At 68.9% G+C, this 17,942-nt stretch carries 16 protein-coding genes; 13 read left to right on the top strand and 3 right to left on the bottom strand.

Going from position 1 to position 17,942, the window contains the following annotated elements; genetic code table 11:
- The first annotated feature begins 68 nt into the window (after positions 1–68).
- The 6 genes from C6P64_RS05525 to C6P64_RS05500 all read left to right on the top strand — a co-directional run bounded on the left by C6P64_RS05525 (position 69) and on the right by C6P64_RS05500 (position 4,483).
- Entirely contained in the window at positions 69–839 is a 771-nt protein-coding gene (locus C6P64_RS05525) for a ParA family protein (RefSeq protein ID WP_105747598.1), read from the top strand.
- 3 nt (positions 840–842) lie between these two features.
- On the top strand, positions 843–1,418 hold the full coding sequence (locus C6P64_RS05520; protein WP_105747597.1) for an RBBP9/YdeN family alpha/beta hydrolase: 576 nt from the start codon (positions 843–845) through the stop codon (positions 1,416–1,418).
- An 18-nt stretch (positions 1,419–1,436) separates the two neighbouring features.
- Positions 1,437–2,420 carry a ParB/RepB/Spo0J family partition protein gene (locus C6P64_RS05515; protein ID WP_105747637.1) on the top strand — a complete coding sequence of 328 codons (984 nt, stop codon included), beginning with the start codon at positions 1,437–1,439 and terminating at the stop codon, positions 2,418–2,420.
- 96 nt (positions 2,421–2,516) lie between these two features.
- On the top strand, positions 2,517–3,458 hold the full coding sequence (locus tag C6P64_RS05510) for an META domain-containing protein (RefSeq protein WP_105747596.1): 942 nt from the start codon (positions 2,517–2,519) through the stop codon (positions 3,456–3,458).
- Positions 3,459–3,509: 51 nt separating this feature from the next.
- Positions 3,510–4,076, top strand: a complete 567-nt coding sequence (locus tag C6P64_RS05505) for a cob(I)yrinic acid a,c-diamide adenosyltransferase (RefSeq protein ID WP_105747595.1) — start codon at positions 3,510–3,512, stop codon at positions 4,074–4,076.
- Complete coding sequence (locus C6P64_RS05500; RefSeq protein ID WP_105747594.1) at positions 4,073–4,483, top strand: VanZ family protein; 411 nt, start codon at positions 4,073–4,075, stop codon at positions 4,481–4,483. The genes C6P64_RS05505 and C6P64_RS05500 overlap by 4 nt, the downstream gene beginning before the upstream one ends.
- Here C6P64_RS05500 and C6P64_RS05495 read toward each other — a convergent pair.
- Positions 4,434–5,366: a LysR family transcriptional regulator gene (locus C6P64_RS05495; RefSeq protein ID WP_105747593.1), complete on the bottom strand. Its 933-nt coding sequence runs from the start codon at positions 5,364–5,366 to the stop codon at positions 4,434–4,436. The genes C6P64_RS05500 and C6P64_RS05495 overlap by 50 nt on opposite strands.
- 191 nt (positions 5,367–5,557) lie before the next feature.
- On the opposite strand from C6P64_RS05495, the gene C6P64_RS05490 reads away from it, so the two are divergent.
- From C6P64_RS05490 to C6P64_RS05460, 7 genes are all read left to right on the top strand, one after another.
- Positions 5,558–7,783, top strand: coding sequence for a malate synthase G (locus C6P64_RS05490; RefSeq protein ID WP_105747592.1), 2,226 nt, complete (start codon positions 5,558–5,560; stop codon positions 7,781–7,783).
- Between the two features lie 154 nt (positions 7,784–7,937).
- Positions 7,938–9,185, top strand: a complete 1,248-nt coding sequence (locus C6P64_RS05485) for a polysaccharide pyruvyl transferase family protein (protein WP_105747591.1) — start codon at positions 7,938–7,940, stop codon at positions 9,183–9,185.
- A 219-nt stretch (positions 9,186–9,404) separates the two neighbouring features.
- A complete protein-coding gene (locus tag C6P64_RS05480) occupies positions 9,405–10,310 on the top strand; it encodes a cation diffusion facilitator family transporter (protein ID WP_105747590.1) in 906 nt (301 codons plus the stop codon).
- Between the two features lie 31 nt (positions 10,311–10,341).
- Positions 10,342–11,352 (top strand): porphobilinogen synthase, encoded by a 1,011-nt coding sequence (gene hemB, locus C6P64_RS05475; RefSeq protein WP_105747589.1) that lies wholly within the window; start codon positions 10,342–10,344, stop codon positions 11,350–11,352.
- Positions 11,353–11,367: 15 nt separating this feature from the next.
- Positions 11,368–12,498, top strand: coding sequence for a magnesium transporter CorA family protein (locus C6P64_RS05470; RefSeq protein ID WP_105747588.1), 1,131 nt, complete (start codon positions 11,368–11,370; stop codon positions 12,496–12,498).
- Positions 12,495–14,363 (top strand): DNA helicase RecQ, encoded by a 1,869-nt coding sequence (gene recQ / locus C6P64_RS05465; RefSeq protein ID WP_245911636.1) that lies wholly within the window; start codon positions 12,495–12,497, stop codon positions 14,361–14,363. Before C6P64_RS05470 ends, recQ begins: the two co-directional genes overlap by 4 nt.
- 189 nt (positions 14,364–14,552) lie before the next feature.
- On the top strand, positions 14,553–15,542 hold the full coding sequence (locus tag C6P64_RS05460; protein ID WP_170073047.1) for a Bug family tripartite tricarboxylate transporter substrate binding protein: 990 nt from the start codon (positions 14,553–14,555) through the stop codon (positions 15,540–15,542).
- A gap of 77 nt (positions 15,543–15,619) precedes the next feature.
- Here C6P64_RS05460 and C6P64_RS05455 read toward each other — a convergent pair whose 3' ends face one another.
- Positions 15,620–16,720 (bottom strand): TRAP transporter substrate-binding protein, encoded by a 1,101-nt coding sequence (locus C6P64_RS05455; protein WP_105747586.1) that lies wholly within the window; start codon positions 16,718–16,720, stop codon positions 15,620–15,622.
- 18 nt (positions 16,721–16,738) lie between these two features.
- The gene (locus tag C6P64_RS05450; protein ID WP_105747585.1) at positions 16,739–17,629 is read right to left on the bottom strand and encodes a beta-keto acid cleavage family enzyme; all 891 of its coding nucleotides are present in this window, start codon (positions 17,627–17,629) and stop codon (positions 16,739–16,741) included.
- Between the last annotated feature and the right edge of the window lie 313 nt (positions 17,630–17,942).

Here is a 17,942-nt window from a genome sequence, read left to right as displayed (position 1 = left end):
GGGACCGCGCCTCCACCCGCGCGCCCTGTGCTTCTTCCTGCAATTTCCCCGTTTTAGCTAGTCCCACCATGGCCAAGATCTTTTGCATTGCCAACCAGAAGGGCGGCGTCGGCAAGACCACCACCTGCGTCAACCTCGCTGCCGGATTGGCCAGGATCGGCCAGCGCGTGCTGCTGATCGACCTCGACCCGCAGGGCAATGCGACCATGGGCTCGGGCGTCAACAAGCGCGAGCTCGAGCTCAGCGTCTACGACGTGCTGCTCGGCGAGGCAACGGTCGCCGAGGCCGCCGTCGCTGCCGAGGCCTGCGGCTACCGCGTGCTGGGCGCCAACCGCGAGCTCGCCGGTGCCGAGGTCGAGCTGGTCAGCCTCGAGCAGCGCGAGCAGCGCCTCAAGCAGGCGCTGGCGGCCGTCGCGGCCGACTACGACTTCGTGCTGATCGACTGCCCGCCCTCGCTGAGCCTGCTGACGCTCAACGGCCTGTGTGCGGCCAATGGCGTGATCGTGCCGATGCAGTGCGAGTATTTCGCGCTCGAGGGCGTGTCCGACCTGGTCAACACCATCAAGCAGGTGCGCGCCAACCTGAACCGCGAGCTCAAGGTGATCGGCCTGCTGCGCGTGATGTTCGACGCCCGTACCATGCTGCAGAAGCAGGTCAGCGACCAGCTGTTCGAGCATTTCGGCGACGAGGTGTTCCAGACCGTGATCCCGCGCAACGTGCGCCTGGCCGAGGCGCCGAGCTACGGCCTGCCGGGCGTGGTGTTCGACCCTTCGGCCAAGGGCAGCAAGGCCTTCGTCGAGTTCGCGCGCGAGATGGTCGAGCGCATCCAGACCCTCTGAGCCATGTTCCACGTGAAACAGGCGAATGCCGACCAAGTCGCGCCGCAGGTGCTGATGCTGCCGGGCTGGCAGGGCAGCGGCCCCGACCACTGGCAGAGCCGCTGGGAGGCGCTGCACGGTTACGCCCGCGTCGAGCAGCATGACTGGCAGCAGCCGCGCCGCGGCGACTGGCTGGCGCGGCTGGACGAGACCGTGATCGACAGCGAGCGGCCGGTCCTGCTGGTCGCGCACAGCCTGGGCTGCGTGCTGGTGGCGGCCTGGGCCAGGTTCTCGCGCCATGCGCACAAGGTGCGCGGCGCGCTGCTGGTGGCGCCGGGCGATGTCGAGCAGCCCGACCTGGCGCCGGCGTTGCCGGGTTGGGCGCCGATCCTGCGCGATCCGCTGCCTTTTCCCAGCCTGCTGGTCGCGAGCCGGGACGATCCCCGCTGCCGCTTCGAGCGTGCCGAGCAACTCGCGCGGGACTGGGGCAGCCGCCTGGTCGATGCCGGCGCGCGCGGCCACCTGAATGCCGATTCCGGCCTGGGCGACTGGCCCGAAGGCCATGCGCTGCTCCAGCCCTGGCTGGCTGGCGCAGCCTGACAGAAGATGGAGCCCCTCATGGCGACGAAAAAATTCAAGGGACTCGGTCGCGGCCTGGAAGCCCTGCTCGGTCCCAAGCTCGACGAGAGCACCAGCCTCGATGCGGCCAGCGCCGACCTGCCGAGCCAGCTCGCCCTGAGCGACCTGGTGCCGGGCAGCTACCAGCCGCGCACGCGCATGGACGAAGGCGCGCTCTACGAGCTGGCCGAGAGCATCAAGGCGCAGGGCATCATGCAGCCCATCCTGGTGCGCCCGCTCGCGGAGGCCGAGGGCCTGCGCCGACTGGCGGCCTGGCAACAGCAGCAGGGCCTGGCCGCGGTGCCACGTGGAACCCGGCCCGTCTACGAGATCATTGCCGGCGAGCGGCGCTTCCGCGCCTCGCGCCTGGCCGGCCTCGAGCAGGTTCCGGTGCTGGTGCGCGACGTGCCGGACGAGGCCGCCGCCGCGATGGCGCTGATCGAGAACATCCAGCGCGAGGACCTCAATCCGCTCGAGGAGGCCCAGGGCCTGCAGCGCCTGGTCAGCGAGTTCGGCCTCACGCATGAGCAGGCAGCCCAGGCTGTCGGTCGCTCGCGCAGCGCCGCCAGCAACCTGCTGCGCCTGCTGAACCTGGCCGAACCGGTCCAGACCATGCTGATGGCGGGCGACCTCGACATGGGCCATGCGCGCGCCTTGCTGGGTCTGGAGCGCGCGGCCCAGATCAGCGCCGCGCACCAGATCAACGCGCGCAAGCTGTCGGTGCGCGAGACCGAGGGCCTGGTGCGCAAGCTCGGCGCAGGCTCCGAGACCCCGGCGCCGACGACCAAGGCCGCCAAGTCGCGCGACCTGTTGCGGGTCGAGGAACAGCTGTCCGACCTGCTGACCGCGGCGGTCGAGGTCCGGATCAGGAAGCGCGTCAAGCGCCACGGCCAGATCGAGCAGCAGGGCGAGCTCGCGATCCAGTTCGGCTCGCTCGACGAGCTCAACGGCCTGATCGAGCGGCTGCGCGGCCCGGGCGAATGAAAGCCCTGCACCGGGCGATGTCGATCTTCAATCTGAGAAAATGAGAATCGGACCTGCGTCGCGGGTTGGCATGGGTTGCTCCCGCACAGGATTGTTATGAGATTCCGCTCCGCATCTGTCCGCTGGCTAGGCCTGCTGGCGCTGGCCTACCTGAATGTCGCCGGGGCGCAGCCGTCCCCAAGCTCGCAGCAGTCCACGCTGCCGGTCGATGCCCTGGCGCAGACCTTGCCGTCCGGCCTGGCCCAGCCCTTCGAGCAGGCCTGGGACGTGGTCGAGCTGGCTGGCCAACCCTTGCTGTCCGACAGCTCGCGTCCCCCGCGGCTGGTGTTGCGCCCCAACGGCCAGCTCTGGGTCGATGGCGGCTGCAACTATTTCTCGGGCCGGGTCGAGCGCGATGCCCAGGGGCTGTTCCGGGTCTCGAAATACGGCAGCAACCACCGGACTTGCGACAAGCCGCCGCGCTCCGAGGCCTTCCTGAACTCGGCCCTGATGATGGTGGACAACTTCCGCTGGGACCGCGGCCTGTTGCTGCGCAGCGGCAGCAGCGAGCTGTTGCGGCTGCGCCCCAGCGCCAACCAGGATGTCCAGGCGCTCGAGCAGGGCCTGGGCCGCCATGCGGCGCCGGCAGCAGCAGCAGCCACCGCCGCCCTGGCGCCAGCCGCGGCATCGGCCCTGCCGTTGGCCCAGGTCCGCCACGCGGCCGTGCCGCCAGTCCCGGCACGCCAGGTCGCCAGCCAGGATTGCCGTCCGGTCAAGGCCGCGAAGAGCGCTGGCAAGAACGCCGGCAAAGCCGCCACCAAGTCGCGCCAGGCCAAGCCGCCAGTCTGCCAGCCGCTCCAGGCCAAGGCCGGCAAGGCGGCGACCGGCAAGGCTGCCCTGCGCGCTGCCGGTGGCAAATCTGCCAAGGCCGCCAAGGCAGTCAAGTCGACCCAGTCGTCGGCCAAGTCCAGCCAGGCCCGGCGTGCCAAGGCCGCTCCGGCAGCCAAGGGCAGCGCCAGGAAGAACAAGCCGGCCGCACAGAAGCGGTCCAAGTCCTGAGGCCCGGTGCCTCGGGTCCCCTCACGTCATCCCTCACGAAACGGAACCGCCATGGGCAACCGACTCACGCAAATCGCTACCCGCACCGGCGATGCCGGCACCACCGGACTCGGCAACAACCAGCGCGTCAGCAAGAACAGCCTGCGCGTGCACGCGATGGGCGATGTCGACGAGCTCAACTCGCAGATCGGCCTGCTGCTGTGCGAGGAGATGCCGGCCGATGTGCGCGCGCTGCTGGTCGAGATCCAGCACCAGCTGTTCAACCTCGGCGGCGAGCTCAGCATCCCGGGCTACGAGCTGCTCAAGGCCGAGGCTGTGCTCACGCTCGACGAGGCCTTGGCCGCTTACAACGCCCAGCTGCCCAAGCTGCAGGAGTTCATCCTGCCGGCCGGCAGCCGCGCCGCCGCCCTGGCCCATGTCTGCCGCACCGTGGCCCGCCGCGCCGAGCGCCAGGTGGTGGCACTCGGCAACGAGGAGGCCATCAACGAAGCCCCGCGCCAGTACCTGAACCGACTCAGCGACCTGATGTTCGTGCTCGCGCGCGTGCTCAACCGCATGAACGGCGGCGACGATGTCTACTGGAAGAGCGAGCGGCTGCAACAGGCCGGCCAGGAATGAAGCGCGACCTCGGTCCGGCCGCAGCGCCGGCCCGCGACCCCTTGCAGCGCTGGGCCCGCCGGATTTTCTGGCTGCTGGTGCTGATCGTCATTGCGCTGACCCTGTCGCCCACCGCCTATCTGCCCAAGCAGGCCTTCACCTTCTGGGACAAGGCGCAGCATGCGCTGGCCTTCGCCACGCTGGCGCTGCTCGGCGCGCTGGCCTATCCGCGCCGGATCGGCCTGCTGGTGTTCAGCCTGCTGGCCTTCGGCGGCGCGATCGAGCTGGCCCAGGCCGCCACCGGCTGGCGCAGCGGCGACTGGGCCGACTGGCTGGCCGATGGCGTGGGCCTGTTCGCCGGCCTGCCGCTGGCCGCGTTCAGCCGCCGCGTCCTTGCCAGAAGCCTGGCTGGCCGTAGCGCGCCTTGAGGAAATCGACCCACAGCCGCACCCGCAGCGGCAGGTGCTTGCGCTGCGGGAACACCGCATAGATGCCGTTGGGCGCCGCCGCGTAGTCATCGAGCAGGGTGACCAGGCGCCCGGCCGCGATGTCGGATTCCACCTCCCAGGTGCTGCGCCAGGCGATGCCATGCCCGGCCAGGCACCATTCGTGCAGCACCTGGCCGTCGGTGCAGTCGAACGGTCCGTCCGGCCGCAGGTGGACCAGCTGTTCCGGCTTGCCGCCGCGCCCGGGCAGCCGGAAGGCCCAGCCGCGCGTCTGCGAGGCATCGGATGACAGCACCAGGCAGTCGAAGCGCGCCAGCTCCTGCGGATGCTCCGGCCGGCCGTGGCGCTGCAGGTAACGCGGCGCCGCCACGCACAGGCGCCGGTTGTCGGCCAGCCGCACGCTGATCAGCGACGAGTCGGGCAGGTCGCCGACGCGCACCGCGCAGTCATAGCCCTCGCCCGCGAGGTCGATCACGCGGTCGCTCAGGTTGAGCGAGATCGCGACATCCGGGTGCAGCTCGCGGAACAGCGGCACCAGCGGCGCGACATGGCGCCGGCCGAAGCCGGCCGGCGCGGTCAGCCGCAGCCGGCCGCTGGCCCGGGCGCCGCCGGCGCTCACGCTGGCCTCGGCGCTCGCGATCTCGGCCAGCAGGCGCTGGCAGTCCTCCAGGTAGGCACCCCCTTCGTGCGTCAGCGTGATGCGGCGCGTGGTGCGCAGCATCAGCTTGACGCCCAGTTTCTCCTCGAGCAGGTCGAGCCGGCGCCCGATCACGGCCGGTGCCACCCCCTCGGCGCGCGCCGCCGCGGCCAGGCTGCCGCGCGCCGCCACCGCGACAAAGGTTTCCATCGCCTTGAGCTTGTCCATGCTGGCCCGTGATTTGGTGGTTTTTATCGATGAGTCTTGGGATAATTTTGTGGATTATGTAAGAAAAAGTCACGACTGAAATTGCAAACTGCCGTCGAATCCAGTCACGGAACTCGCATACATTGGGGCTGTGGACAAGTCGGCATGGACCTTGCCTGGCTTGTCGGTCGAAACCGTCTGGAGACTTGAACATGAACGCTCGCTCGAACAGCAACGCCCGCCTCACCATCCACCGCCTGCAGGTGGCCCAGGAACTGCACCAGTTCATCGAAGACCAGGTGCTGCCCGGTACCGGCATCGACTCCGCCCGCTTCTGGGCCGGCTTCGACGCCATCGTCGCCGACCTGGCGCCGAAGAACCGCGCGCTGCTGGCCGAGCGCGATCGCCTGCAGGCCGAGCTCGATGCCTGGCACCTGGCCTACCCGGGCCCGATCGCCGACATGCCGGCCTACCGCGCCTTCCTCGAGCAGATCGGCTACCTGCTGCCGCAGCCGGAGGCCCAGGTCACGACCGCCAACGTCGATGCCGAGCTCGCGACCCAGGCCGGCCCGCAGCTGGTGGTGCCGATCACCAATGCGCGCTACGCGCTCAACGCCGCCAACGCGCGCTGGGGCAGCCTGTACGACGCGCTCTACGGCACCGATGCCATCCCCGAAACCGACGGCGCCCAGAAGGGCAAGGGCTACAACCCGGTGCGCGGCGCCAAGGTCATTGCCTTCGCGCGCGACTTCCTCGACCAGTCCGCGCCGCTGGCGGCCGGCTCCCACCATGACGCGACCGGCTATGCCGTCGCCAATGGCGCGCTGCAGGTCAGCCTGAAGGACGGCAGCGTCACTGGCCTGAAGGACGCCGCCCAGCTGGCCGGCTACCAGGGTGATGCCGCCGCGCCGAAGTCGCTGCTGTTCAAGCACAACGGCATCCACTTCGACCTGATCATCGACCGCAGCACCGCGATCGGCTCCAGCGACGCCGCCGGCGTCAGCGACCTGGTGATGGAAGCCGCGCTCTCGACCATCCTCGACCTGGAGGACTCGGTCGCCGCGGTCGATGCCGAGGACAAGGTGCTGGGCTACTCGAACTGGCTCGGCATCCTGAAGGGCACGCTGACCGAGACCTTCGAGAAGGGCGGCCAGCAGCTCACGCGCGGCCTGAATCCGGACCGCCTCTACACCGCGCCGAACGGTGGCGAGGTGCGGCTGCACGGCCGCAGCCTGATGTTCGTGCGCAACGTCGGCCACCTGATGACCAACCCGGCCATCCTCTGGACCGATGCCGACGGCAGCGTGCGCGAGATCCCCGAAGGCATCATGGATGCCGTCGTCACGACCACGATCGCGCTGCACGACCTGCAGGGCCATGGCGTCAACGGCATCCGCAACAGCCGCACTGGCAGCGTCTACATCGTCAAGCCCAAGATGCACGGCCCGGCCGAGGTCGGCTTCGCCGCCGAGCTGTTCGGCCGCGTCGAGCAGCTGCTCGGCCTGCCCGATTCCACCGTCAAGCTCGGCATCATGGACGAGGAGCGCCGCACCTCGGTCAACCTCAAGGCCTGCATCGCCGCCGCTTCCAGCCGGGTCGCCTTCATCAACACCGGCTTCCTCGACCGCACCGGCGACGAGATGCACACCGCCATGCTGGCCGGCCCGATGATGCGCAAGGGCGACATCAAGGGCAGCGCCTGGATCGCCGCCTACGAGCGCCGCAACGTGCTGATCGGCCTGCAATGCGGCCTGCGCGGCCGGGCCCAGATCGGCAAGGGCATGTGGGCCATGCCCGACCTGATGGCCGAAATGCTCAAGCAGAAGGTCGGCCATCCCAAGGCCGGTGCCAACACCGCCTGGGTGCCCAGCCCGACCGGCGCCACCCTGCACGCGCTGCATTACCACCAGGTCAGCGTGGCCGAGGTGCAGCAGCAGATCGAGGCCAGCGGCGACACCCGCGATGCCGCGCTGGCCGAGAAGCTGATGGCCGACCTGCTGACCATTCCGGTCGTCGCCGAGGCCAAGTGGAGCGCCGAGGAGCGCCAGCAGGAGCTCGACAACAACGCGCAGGGCATCCTGGGCTATGTGGTGCGCTGGGTCGACCAGGGCGTGGGCTGCTCCAAGGTGCCCGACATCCACGACATCGGCCTGATGGAAGACCGCGCCACGCTGCGCATCTCCAGCCAGCACATGGCCAACTGGCTGCACCATGGCGTCGTGAGCGAGGCCCAGGTGCGCGCGACCTTCGAGCGCATGGCGGCCAAGGTCGACCAGCAGAACGCTGGCGATCCGGCCTACAAGAGCCTGGTCGCCAACCCCGAGGGCGCGGCCTACCAGGCGGCACTCGACCTTGTGTTCAAGGGCAAGGAGCAGCCGAGCGGCTACACCGAGCCGCTGCTGCACGCCTGGCGCCTGCAGGTCAAGGCCGCTGCCTGATCGAGGCCTGAAGTGGAATGAGACGGCGCCCTGCGGGGCGCCGTTTTTTTTGGCGCACGAGGCTGCATGGGAGCGGCCTGCGATCCGGCATGGCTTGTCTGGCGAGTCTGGCCAGCAGGCTGCACAAGCCCCGCCTTGCCGGCCAGAATGGGGCATGGACCGTCCCCTGATCCTGTTCGGTGCCTTCGACCGGCACAACTTTGGCGACCTGCTGCTGGCCCGGGTTGCCGCCGCTCAGTGGCCCGGGCGCGAGCTGCATTTCGCCGGCCTGGCGGACCGCGACCTGCGGCGCTGGGACGGCCTGGCCGTGCGCTCCCTGCCGGATCTGCTGGCCGAACTCGCGCCGCGCCGGCCCGACCTGCTGCATGTCGGCGGCGAGATCCTCGACTGCAGCGCCTGGCAGGCCGCCGTCATGCTGCTGGCGCCCGAGCAGGTGCAGGCCGTGATCGCCTACCTGGAGCCGCGTCCCGCCGAGCGCGCGGACTGGGTCAGGGGCAGCGTGGGGACTGCGCTGGCGCCCTATGTCGCCTCGTCCGTGCGCCTGCCTGGCCTGTGCCGCACCGCCTTCGCCGGGGTCGGCGGCGTCGGGCTGGCGCAGGCGCCCGAGGCCCTGCGCGCCGAGGTGCTGGCCGCGCTGCGCGCGGCGTCCTTCGTCTCGGTGCGCGACCGCATCACGCAGGTGACCCTGGCCCAGGCCGGCATGGCCGCCCGCCTGTTGCCCGACCCGGCGGTGCGGGTCGCCGAGCTGTTCGGCCGGCAGGTCCGCCAGCGCGCCGACATGGGCGAGATCGCCGCCGTGCGCGCGGCCTTCCCGTCCGGCTACCTGGCGCTGCAGCTCGGTCCCGAACTGGCCGACGATGCCTGCCTGGACCTGCTGGCCGTCCAACTGCAGCCGCTGCTGGCCGCGACCGGCATGGGGTTGGTGCTGTTCTGCGCCGGCCTGGCGCCCTGGCATGACGATCCCGCGACGCTGCGGCGCCTGGCGGCCAGGCTGCCGGCGCCATCGCTGCGCATCCTGCCGTCGGGCCGGCTGTGGGATCTCTGCGCGCTGATCGCCGGCAGCCGCGCCTGCGTCGCGAGCAGTCTGCATGCCCGCATCGTCGCCACTGCCTTCGGACTGCCGCGCCTGAGCCTGGTTCCGACCGGCGGCAGCGGCCAGTCGCGCAAGCTGGCCGCCTACCTGGACGCCTGGGAACTGCCTGGCCTGCCGACTTGCGTCTGGCCCGCCGGTCTCGGCGCGGCCCTGTCGCAGGCCCTCGCAACAGACGCTGGCGCGCTACGGCGGCAGGCACAAAGTCTGGAAGCGACCTGCCGGGCCGGCCTGGCTGGTCTGAGCCGGGCCGAGGGGTTTTCTGCGCCGGATCGGGCTGTTGAAATCCCGCCTCGTGCGACAGAGAAATGACATCCAGCACGCAGATCATCTGGCCTGACGCTGGTTGCACCATAAATAAGTAAATCAATGACGTAATATTTTTACGTAAAAACCTTGCCTGGCCACAGTCGATGCACCATGCTTCCGACGGACCCTGGCCTGCAGTCCTGTCACGCGCGCATACTTAAGATAGTGGCCGGATGCGCGGGCGCGGCCGTCCGCGCCGGCATGTCGGAGCAAGGGCCTTGCATGGGAATCAATGAGTGGCAGCAATCGGGAGCCGGCTGGGACCATCCCGAACGCGGGCGCGAGGCCCAGCGCAGCACCTGGATCAGCGTGGCGGTCAACCTGGCGCTGACCCTGGCCCAGGTGGTGGTGGGCCTGTTCGCGGCCTCGCAGGCGCTGGTGGCCGACGGCATCCATTCGCTGTCCGACCTGCTGTCCGACTTCGTCGTGCTGCTGGCGATCCAGTACAGCCGCAAGGCGCCCGATGCCGATCATCCCTATGGCCATCAGCGCTACGAGAATGCCGCCTCGCTGGTGGTCGGGGCCCTGCTGCTGGCCGTCGCCGTCGGCATGCTGTGGTCGGCCGGCGTCAAGCTGCTCGCACCGGCTTCGATCCCGCAGGTGGACCGGGTCGCGCTCTGGGTCGCGCTGTTCACGCTGGCCGCCAAGGAGGGCCTGTTCCGCTACCTGCTCGCGGTCGCCCGCCGCCTGCGCTCCAGCCTGCTCGAGGCCAATGCCTGGCATTCGCGTTCCGACGCCGCCTCCTCGCTGGTGGTTGCGCTCGGCATCGGCGGCAACCTGCTGGGCTACGGCCTGCTCGACCCGATCGCGGCGCTGCTCGTCGGCCTGATGGTGCTCAGGATGGGCTGGGAATTCCTCTGGGGCGCGCTCAACGACCTGACCGATCACGCGGCTTCCGAGCCCGAGAGGCAGGCGATCAGGAGCGAGATCCTCGCCACTCCGGGCGTGCTCGGCGTGCACGACCTGCGCACGCGCAAGACCGGCGACATGCTGCTGGTCGACGTGCATCTCGAGATCGATGGCGACCTTAGCGTGCGCCAGGGCCACGAGATCGCCGAGGCCGTGCAGGCGCGCGTGCTGGAGCGGCATCCGGTGCTCAATATCCTGACCCATGTCGACCCGGTCTGACCCCGATCCCACATTTGCCACAATACCCGCCATGAGCACTCACATCGCACCCTATCCCCTGTCGCGTCCGCGTCGCCTGCGTCGTGACGTTTTCACCCGCAACCTGGTGCGCGAGCACCACCTGAGCACCCATGACCTGATCTACCCGGTGTTCGTGCTCGAGGGCGAGGGCCGGCGCGAGGCCGTCGCCTCCATGCCCGGCGTCGAGCGCCTGAGCCTGGACCTGCTGCTGCCGGTGGCGCGCGAATGCGTCGAGCTCGGCATTCCAGTGATGGCGCTGTTCCCGGTGATCGACCCGGCGCTCAAGACCCCCGATGGCCGCGAGGCCTGGAACCCCGACGGCCTGATCCCGCGCGTGGTGGCCCGCCTCAAGGCCGAGCTGCCCGACCTCGGCATCATGACCGACGTCGCGCTCGACCCCTATACCAGCCATGGCCAGGACGGCCTGCTCGACGGCCAGAACTACATCATCAACGATGCCACGGTCGAGGTGCTGGTGCGCCAGGCGCTGGCCCAGGCCGCAGCCGGCGTCGACATCGTTGCCCCGTCCGACATGATGGACGGCCGCATCGGCGCGATCCGCCAGGCGCTCGAGGCCAACGGCCATGTCCACACCCGTATCATGGCCTACAGCGCCAAGTACGCCAGCGCCTTCTACGGCCCGTTCCGCGACGCGGTCGGCAGCTCCGCCAACCTCGGCAAGGCCGACAAGAAGGTCTACCAGATGGACCCGGGCAACACCGACGAGGCGCTGCGCGAGGTCGCGCTCGACCTGGCCGAAGGCGCCGACATGGTGATGGTCAAGCCCGGCATGCCCTACCTCGACGTGGTGCGCCGGGTCAAGGAGGAGTTCAAGGCGCCGACCTTCGCCTACCAGGTCAGCGGCGAGTACGCGATGCTCAAGGCCGCCGCGCAGAACGGCTGGCTCGACCATGACGCCGTCATGATGGAGTCGCTGCTGGCCTTCAAGCGCGCCGGCGCCGACGGCGTGCTGACCTACTTCGCCCGCGACGCCGCCCGCCTGCTGCGCCAGCAGGCCTGAGGCTGCTCCGCTCCGATGCGCGTCTTCCACCTCGCCGAGCTCAGCATCCGCGAAAGCGCCGTCCTGCCGACGGCGCTGCCTGAACACGGTTTCCTCTGGATCGCGCTCGGGCGGCGCGAATTCGAGTCGCTGCAGGCCGAGGTCCAGGCCTGCCTGCAGCAGCTCTGCGGCAGCGCGCTGGTCGACCTGCACCTGTCCGACCTGCTCAACAACCAGCTGCCTTCGCACTACGACTACACCGCGCAGTACGACCTGCTGGTGTTCCGCCGACTGGCCCAGGGCCGCAGCGACATCGAGGCTGATCCCTACAGCCCGGCGCTCGAGAATCTGCCGCGCCGCGGCGGTCCGCCGGTGCTGCGCCGCATCGATACCAGCCCGGTCGGCTTCGCGCTGTTCGACCAGGTGCTGCTGACCGTGCATCCGACCGATTGCGCGGTGCGCGACAGCTATGCCGCCCGCCTGCTGGCGCTGACCGCCAGCGGCCAGGCCGAGGTCACCGAGCCCGGGCGCAGCGCGGCGATCCGCTTCATGCCCAGCAGCAGCGGCGACCTGATGCTGCGCCTGGTCAACCAGATGGTCGACGGCTACCTCGAGCTGCGGCGCGAGCTGACGCGCCAGCTCGACCACTGGCAGTCCGAGCTGCTGAGCCCGAATTCGCGCTTCAACAACTGGGGCAGCCTGCTGCAGGCGCGGCTGGCCTTGCACCAGCTCGACGAGATCTGCGAGGACCAGCGCAGCGCGATCCAGGACTGGATCGAGGCGCTCGACAGCTGGCCCGAGGCCGCGCTGCCGGCCGACCAGCGCGCGCACGAGCTGCTCAAGGTGCGCAGCCGCGACGTGCTCGAGCATATCGAGCGCGTGGTGCACCATGTGCGCCGGCTCGAGCAGAGCGCCGAGGTCGCGGTGCAGATGCATTTCAATGCCCAGGGCCACCGCACCAACGAGATCATGCGCATCCTGACGGTGCTGACCGCCATCTTCCTGCCGCTGAACCTGATCGCGGGCATCTTCGGCATGAACTTCGACTTCATCCCGCTGCTTCACCTGCAGGCGGGTTTCTGGTGGGCGCTGGCCGCGATGGTGGTGATCGCCGTCAGCCTGGCCTTCTATTTCTGGCGCAAGCGTTTCCTGGAGCACCGCACTTGAGCACCGATCTGTCCTCTGCGGCGCTGGAAGTCCTGCGCGAGGTCTTCGGCTACCAGGCCTTCCGCGGCCCGCAGGCCGGCATCGTCGAGCATGTCTCGGCCGGCGGCGACGCGCTGGTGCTGATGCCGACTGGCGGCGGCAAGTCGCTCTGCTACCAGGTGCCGGCGATCCTGCGCCAGCGCGCGGGGCAGGGCGTGACCATCGTGGTCTCGCCCTTGATCGCGCTGATGCACGACCAGGTCGGCGCGCTGATCGAGGCCGGCGTCAGCGCGGCCTATCTCAACTCGAGCCTGTCGCAGGAGCAGGCGACCGAGATCGAGCGCCAGCTGCAGCGCGGCGAGATCACGCTGCTCTATGCCGCGCCCGAGCGCCTGACGACGGCGCGCTTCATGGCCCAGCTGCAGGCCCTGCACGAGCGCGGCCTGCTCAGCCTGTTCGCGATCGACGAGGCGCATTGCGTGAGCCAGTGGGGCCACGACTTCCGGCCCGACTACCGCGGCCTGGCCACCTTGCACGAGCGCTTCCCCGACGTGCCGCGCGTCGCGCTGACCGCCACTGCCGACGAATTGACGCGCGCCGACATCGTGCATCACCTGCGGCTGGAGGAGGCGCGCCATTTCGTCTCCAGCTTCGACCGGCCCAACATCCGCTACACCATCGTCGAGAAGAAGGACAGCCTGCAGCAGCTGCAGCGCTTCATCCGCAACGAGCACATGGGCACCAGCGGCCATGACGCCGGCGTGGTCTATTGCCAGTCGCGGCGCAAGGTCGAGGATGTCGCGGCCCAGCTCGCGGCGGCCGGCTTCAACGCGCTGCCCTACCACGCCGGCCTGGAGCAGGCCACGCGCCAGCGGCACCAGGACCGCTTCCTGCGCGAGGAGGGCCTCATCATGGTCGCGACCGTGGCCTTCGGCATGGGCATCGACAAGCCCGACGTGCGCTTCGTCGCCCATGTCGACATGCCGAAGAACATCGAGGGCTACTACCAGGAGACCGGCCGCGCCGGCCGCGACGGCGAGCCGGCCGACGCCTGGATGGCCTACGGCCTGCAGGACGTGGTCAACCAGCGCCGCATGATCGACGAAAGCCCGGCGGCGGAGGAATTCAAGCAGGTGCTGCGCGGCAAGCTCGAGGCGCTGCTGGCGCTGGCCGAGGCGACCGACTGCCGCCGCGTGCGGCTGCTGGCCTATTTCGGCGAGAAGTCCCAGCCCTGCGGCAACTGCGACAACTGCCTGCATCCGCCGCAGACCTGGAACGCGACCGAGGCCGCGCGCAAGCTGCTGTCCTGCATCTACCGGGTGCAGCAGGCCGGAGGCGCGGCCTTTGGCGCCGGCCACCTGATCGACATCCTGCGCGGCAAGAAGACCGAGAAGGTCGAGCAGCATGGCCACGCGGCCTTGAGCACCTTCGGCATCGGCGCCGACCTCGGCGAGAGCGAGTGGCGCAGCCTCGCGCGCCAGCTGATCGCGCGCGAGGCGATCCGGGTCGATGCCGAGCATTTCAACACCCTGCGCCTCGGCGAGGCCGCGCGCGCCATCCTCAAGGGCGAGGAGCAGGTCTTCGTGCGGGTGCAGACGGCGCAACCGGGCGGACGCAGCCGGACTGCTGCGCGCCAGCGCGTGGTTGCGGCCGAAGCCACGCTGACGCTGGCCGCGCGCGAGACGCTGGCCGCGCTCAAGGCCTGGCGCGCCCAGGTCGCGCGCGAGCACAACCTGCCGGCCTACATCATCTTCAACGACGCGACCCTGCGCGCCATCGCCGAGCAGCAGCCGCAGCGCCTGTCCGAGCTCGAAGGGATTCCGGGTCTGGGGCAGAAGAAGCTCGAGGCCTATGGCCAAGAGGTGCTGCGGGTGGTGAGGGGCTGAAAAGTCCCCGATCCGGTGACTACCCCCCCTGCTGGCCTACCCGGCTGCTCGGCGCGCTTTCCAGTCCTCGAAGAAAGTGGCTGGACTGGGTGTTAACCCCAGTGTGAACTGTCGTGGCGCAGACTGTCGCCATTGACGGTTGGATCGATCATGCGGGCGTCCATCACAACAATCCGACAGGAGAACCCCATGTTGCATCGCCGCCACCTCATCATTGCCAGCGTCGCCGCCGCCACCACCACCGCCTTCGCGCCGCTGGCCCAGGCCCAGACCGTGATCGACAAGCCCGCCAGGATCGTGGTCGGCTTCCCGGCCGGCGGCGCGGCCGATGCGGTGGCGCGCCAGCTGGCCCAGCAGCTCGCCGGCAGCTACGCGCCGACCGTGATCGTCGAGAACAAGCCGGGCGCCGCGGGCCGCATTGGCGCCCAGGCGGTCAAGGCTGGCCAGGCCGACGGCTCCGAGATCCTGGTGACCCCGGCCTCGATCCTGACCATCTACCCGCATGTCTACAAGAAGCTGGGCTATGACACCCTGGCCGACTTCATCCCGGTGACCTCGGCTGCCACGGTGTCCTTTGCCTTCAGCGTGAGTTCGGCCGTGCCGGCCCGCGTGAAGACGGTGTCCGACTACATTGCCTGGGTCAAGACCAACCCGAAGGATGCCAACTACGGTTCGCCTGCCGCCGGCGCCACGCCGCATTTCGTCGGCGTGATGCTGGGCCGCGCTGCCGGGGTGCAGCTCAACCATGTCCCCTACAAGGGCGGTGCACCGCTGGTCAGCGACCTGCTCGGCGGCCAGGTCCAGGCCGGGGTCAACGTGCTGTCCGAGGTGTTGCCGCATGCCAACTCCGGTCGCCTGCGCATCCTGGCGGTCAGCGGCAGCAAGCGCTCGCCTTATCTGCCGGACGTGCCCACAATGGCCGAGAGCGGCTTCAAGGATGTCGCCGCCGATGAGTACTTTGCAGTGTTCGTGCCGAGCAAGACTCCGGCCGAGGTGGTGGCCAAGCTCAATGCGGCCGTCAACAAGGCGCTGAAGGCCAAGCAGCTCAATGACGCGCTGGAAAAGATGTCCTTCGATGTCGACGGCCAGACCCAGGCCGATTTCGCCCGCATCGTCAAGAGCGAGCTGAACAAGTGGGGCCCGGTGGTCAAGGCCTCGGGCTTCACGCCGGACGAATAAGACACGGCACAGGCGGGCCGTAGCAAGCGGCCGCCGCCCGTGGCCCCCGCTGCGGAAGCGGGCGGGGGCCGATCGCATCACTTGCTGCGCAGATGCTTGTCGCCGATGGCGTGGACTTCGGCGGCCAGCAGGCTGCCGTCCAGGCCGCGGGCGGTCGCCTGCTTGATCCAGTCGGCCTCGACCGAGGCTGTAGCCTTCTTGAGCGCGTTGTAGTCGGCGTCCTTGATCACCAGCGTCTTGTTGCCCTGGGCGGCAAGTTTCTTGCGCGCCTCGGCATTGCCTTCATCCCAGACCTTGCCGGCCAGCTCGACCAGCGCCTGACCGCTGTGCCTGTCGATCACGGCCTTGAGTTCCGGCGCCAGCTTGTCGTACCTGGCCTTGTTCATCATGAAGGCCATCGGTGCCTGACCGAAGCCCGGCTGGGTAGCTGCGCCTTCGATGTGGTACTTGGTCACTTCGTCGACCTTGACCGACGGCAGCACCTCCCAGGGGATCATGGCGCCGTCGATCACGCCCTTGGAGATGCCTTCGGTCACCTGTGCCAGCGGCATGGTGACCGGCGTGCTGCCGATCGCCGACAGGAACAGCGCCGAGAAGCGCGACGGGCTGCGCAGCTTGAGGCCCTTGAGGTCATCGGCCGACATGATCGGCTTGCTGGCGGTGCTGATGACCAGGTTCGAGCCGCTGTGCATGGCCAGCAGCTTGTAGTCCTTGTATTCCGCCTGTGCGTGTTTCTGGACATATTCCCACATGGCGCGCGAACCCTTGAGGCCATCGCCCGGCAGGGTGAACGGCAGCTCGAGCGCCTCGGTGCGCGGAAAGCGGCCGGTCGAATAGCTCGGCGAGGTCCAGACCACGTCGGCGACGCCGTTCTTGACCTGGTCGGCCAGCTGGGCCGGCGTGCCTCCGAGCGCCAGCGAGGGATACAGCTGGCACTTGAGCTGGCCGCCCGAATCCTTCTCGATCGCGGCGCACCAGGGCAGGGCCACCTTCTGGTTGAAGTTGGAGTTGGCCGGCAGGAAATGCGAGAACTTGATCGTCACTGTCTGCGCTTGCGCAGCGGCTGCACCGAACAGCGCCGGCAAGGCCAGCGCCAGGCCAGCGATCAGCCTGGAAGCGCGCGGGCGCAGTACGGACTGTTCCGCCGTTTCAAATGGGTGGGCTTGAATGACTTGCATGATGTATCCGGGTTGGTTTCAGCGCAGCGGGCGCAGGCCGATGATTTCGCGTGCCTCGGCCGGCGTGGCCGGCTCGAAGCCCATTTCGCGGACCAGTCGCACCAGGCGCTCGACCAGTTGCACGTTGGTGGCCAGCACGCCTTGCTCGTAGTACAGGTTGTCTTCCAGGCCCACGCGCACATGGCCGCCCAGCAGCAGGGCGTGCATCGAGGCCGGCAACTGCGCCGGACCGATCCCGCTGACGTTGAACACGCAGCCCTTGGGCAGGTAATCCACCAGGGTGTGCAGCAGCTTGGGCGTGTAGGGCAGTCCGCCCTGGAAGGCGCGGGCGTTGATGACGATGTTGATGAAGGGGCGCTCGTCGTCCGCGCCCTCGGCCAGCGCGCGCGGTACGTCCTGCACGATGTCATGCAGGCTGAACACCTCCCATTCGGGCTTGATGCCGCGCTCCTTCATCATCTGCGCCATCTGGCGGATGCGCGACGGCGGCGTGGCGACCAGGATTTCCTTCTGGTCGAAGCTGGCGATGACGGTCTGGGCATCCAGGGTGCACATCTCGACGCCCTCGGCCATCATGCCCTTGAGGCGCTCCTCCCATATGATCTCCCACAGGCCGTTGGGCAGTTCGCGCACCATGTCGCCATCGATGCCACCACCGGTGGAGTTGTTCAGGACGATGTCGCACTTGTCGCGGATCAGCTGGTTGATGCGCGAGTAGACCGCCGGCTCGCAGGTCGCCTGGTCGTCGGTGCGGCGCGCGTGCACGGCCACCATGCTGGCGCCCGCGTTGTAGCAGCGGTAGACGTCGTCGGCGATTTCCTGCGGCTGCGTCGGCAGGTTCGGGTTCATCTTCTTGTTGGCCATGCCTCCGGTGGGGGCAACGGTCACGATGACTTTGGGCTTGCTCATGGTTCAGGTCTCCGGCAAATGATCAGCGAATGGATCGGTGCGATCGATCGGGTGATGCGGCAAGGACTTGCCTGCATCGGCGCTACGGATCATTGCGGGAGACGTCAAGGCCGGCAGTCAAGCGGCCGACAGTTGAGCCGCGGGAAAACCCTAGGGCCTGTTAACGCAAGTTGACAAGGCAGTGGACTTGGCTCGAAACTGTTGCGATGCAACTGACTCGCGAGCAATTCGAACAGATCGCTCCACTGCTGCCACGCCAGCGGGGCAACGTGCGGCTGGACAACTTCGAGGTGGTCAACGCCATCCTGTACGT

The organism is Malikia granosa (assembly GCF_002980595.1).
GTDB lineage: Bacteria > Pseudomonadota > Gammaproteobacteria > Burkholderiales > Burkholderiaceae_C > Malikia > Malikia granosa.
This window is presented reverse-complemented; position numbering and strand designations above follow the sequence as displayed.

Coding starts and splice junctions, on each gene's coding strand:
- C6P64_RS05525 (WP_105747598.1), top strand. CDS start 69: ATGGCCAAGATCTTTTGCATTGCCAACCAGAAGGGCGGCGTCGGCAAG.
- C6P64_RS05520 (WP_105747597.1), top strand. CDS start 843: ATGTTCCACGTGAAACAGGCGAATGCCGACCAAGTCGCGCCGCAGGTG.
- C6P64_RS05515 (WP_105747637.1), top strand. CDS start 1,437: ATGGCGACGAAAAAATTCAAGGGACTCGGTCGCGGCCTGGAAGCCCTG.
- C6P64_RS05510 (WP_105747596.1), top strand. CDS start 2,517: ATGAGATTCCGCTCCGCATCTGTCCGCTGGCTAGGCCTGCTGGCGCTG.
- C6P64_RS05505 (WP_105747595.1), top strand. CDS start 3,510: ATGGGCAACCGACTCACGCAAATCGCTACCCGCACCGGCGATGCCGGC.
- C6P64_RS05500 (WP_105747594.1), top strand. CDS start 4,073: ATGAAGCGCGACCTCGGTCCGGCCGCAGCGCCGGCCCGCGACCCCTTG.
- C6P64_RS05495 (WP_105747593.1), bottom strand. CDS start 5,366: ATGGACAAGCTCAAGGCGATGGAAACCTTTGTCGCGGTGGCGGCGCGC.
- C6P64_RS05490 (WP_105747592.1), top strand. CDS start 5,558: ATGAACGCTCGCTCGAACAGCAACGCCCGCCTCACCATCCACCGCCTG.
- C6P64_RS05485 (WP_105747591.1), top strand. CDS start 7,938: ATGGACCGTCCCCTGATCCTGTTCGGTGCCTTCGACCGGCACAACTTT.
- C6P64_RS05480 (WP_105747590.1), top strand. CDS start 9,405: ATGGGAATCAATGAGTGGCAGCAATCGGGAGCCGGCTGGGACCATCCC.
- hemB (WP_105747589.1), top strand. CDS start 10,342: ATGAGCACTCACATCGCACCCTATCCCCTGTCGCGTCCGCGTCGCCTG.
- C6P64_RS05470 (WP_105747588.1), top strand. CDS start 11,368: ATGCGCGTCTTCCACCTCGCCGAGCTCAGCATCCGCGAAAGCGCCGTC.
- C6P64_RS05460 (WP_170073047.1), top strand. CDS start 14,553: ATGTTGCATCGCCGCCACCTCATCATTGCCAGCGTCGCCGCCGCCACC.
- C6P64_RS05455 (WP_105747586.1), bottom strand. CDS start 16,720: ATGCAAGTCATTCAAGCCCACCCATTTGAAACGGCGGAACAGTCCGTA.
- C6P64_RS05450 (WP_105747585.1), bottom strand. CDS start 17,629: ATGAGCAAGCCCAAAGTCATCGTGACCGTTGCCCCCACCGGAGGCATG.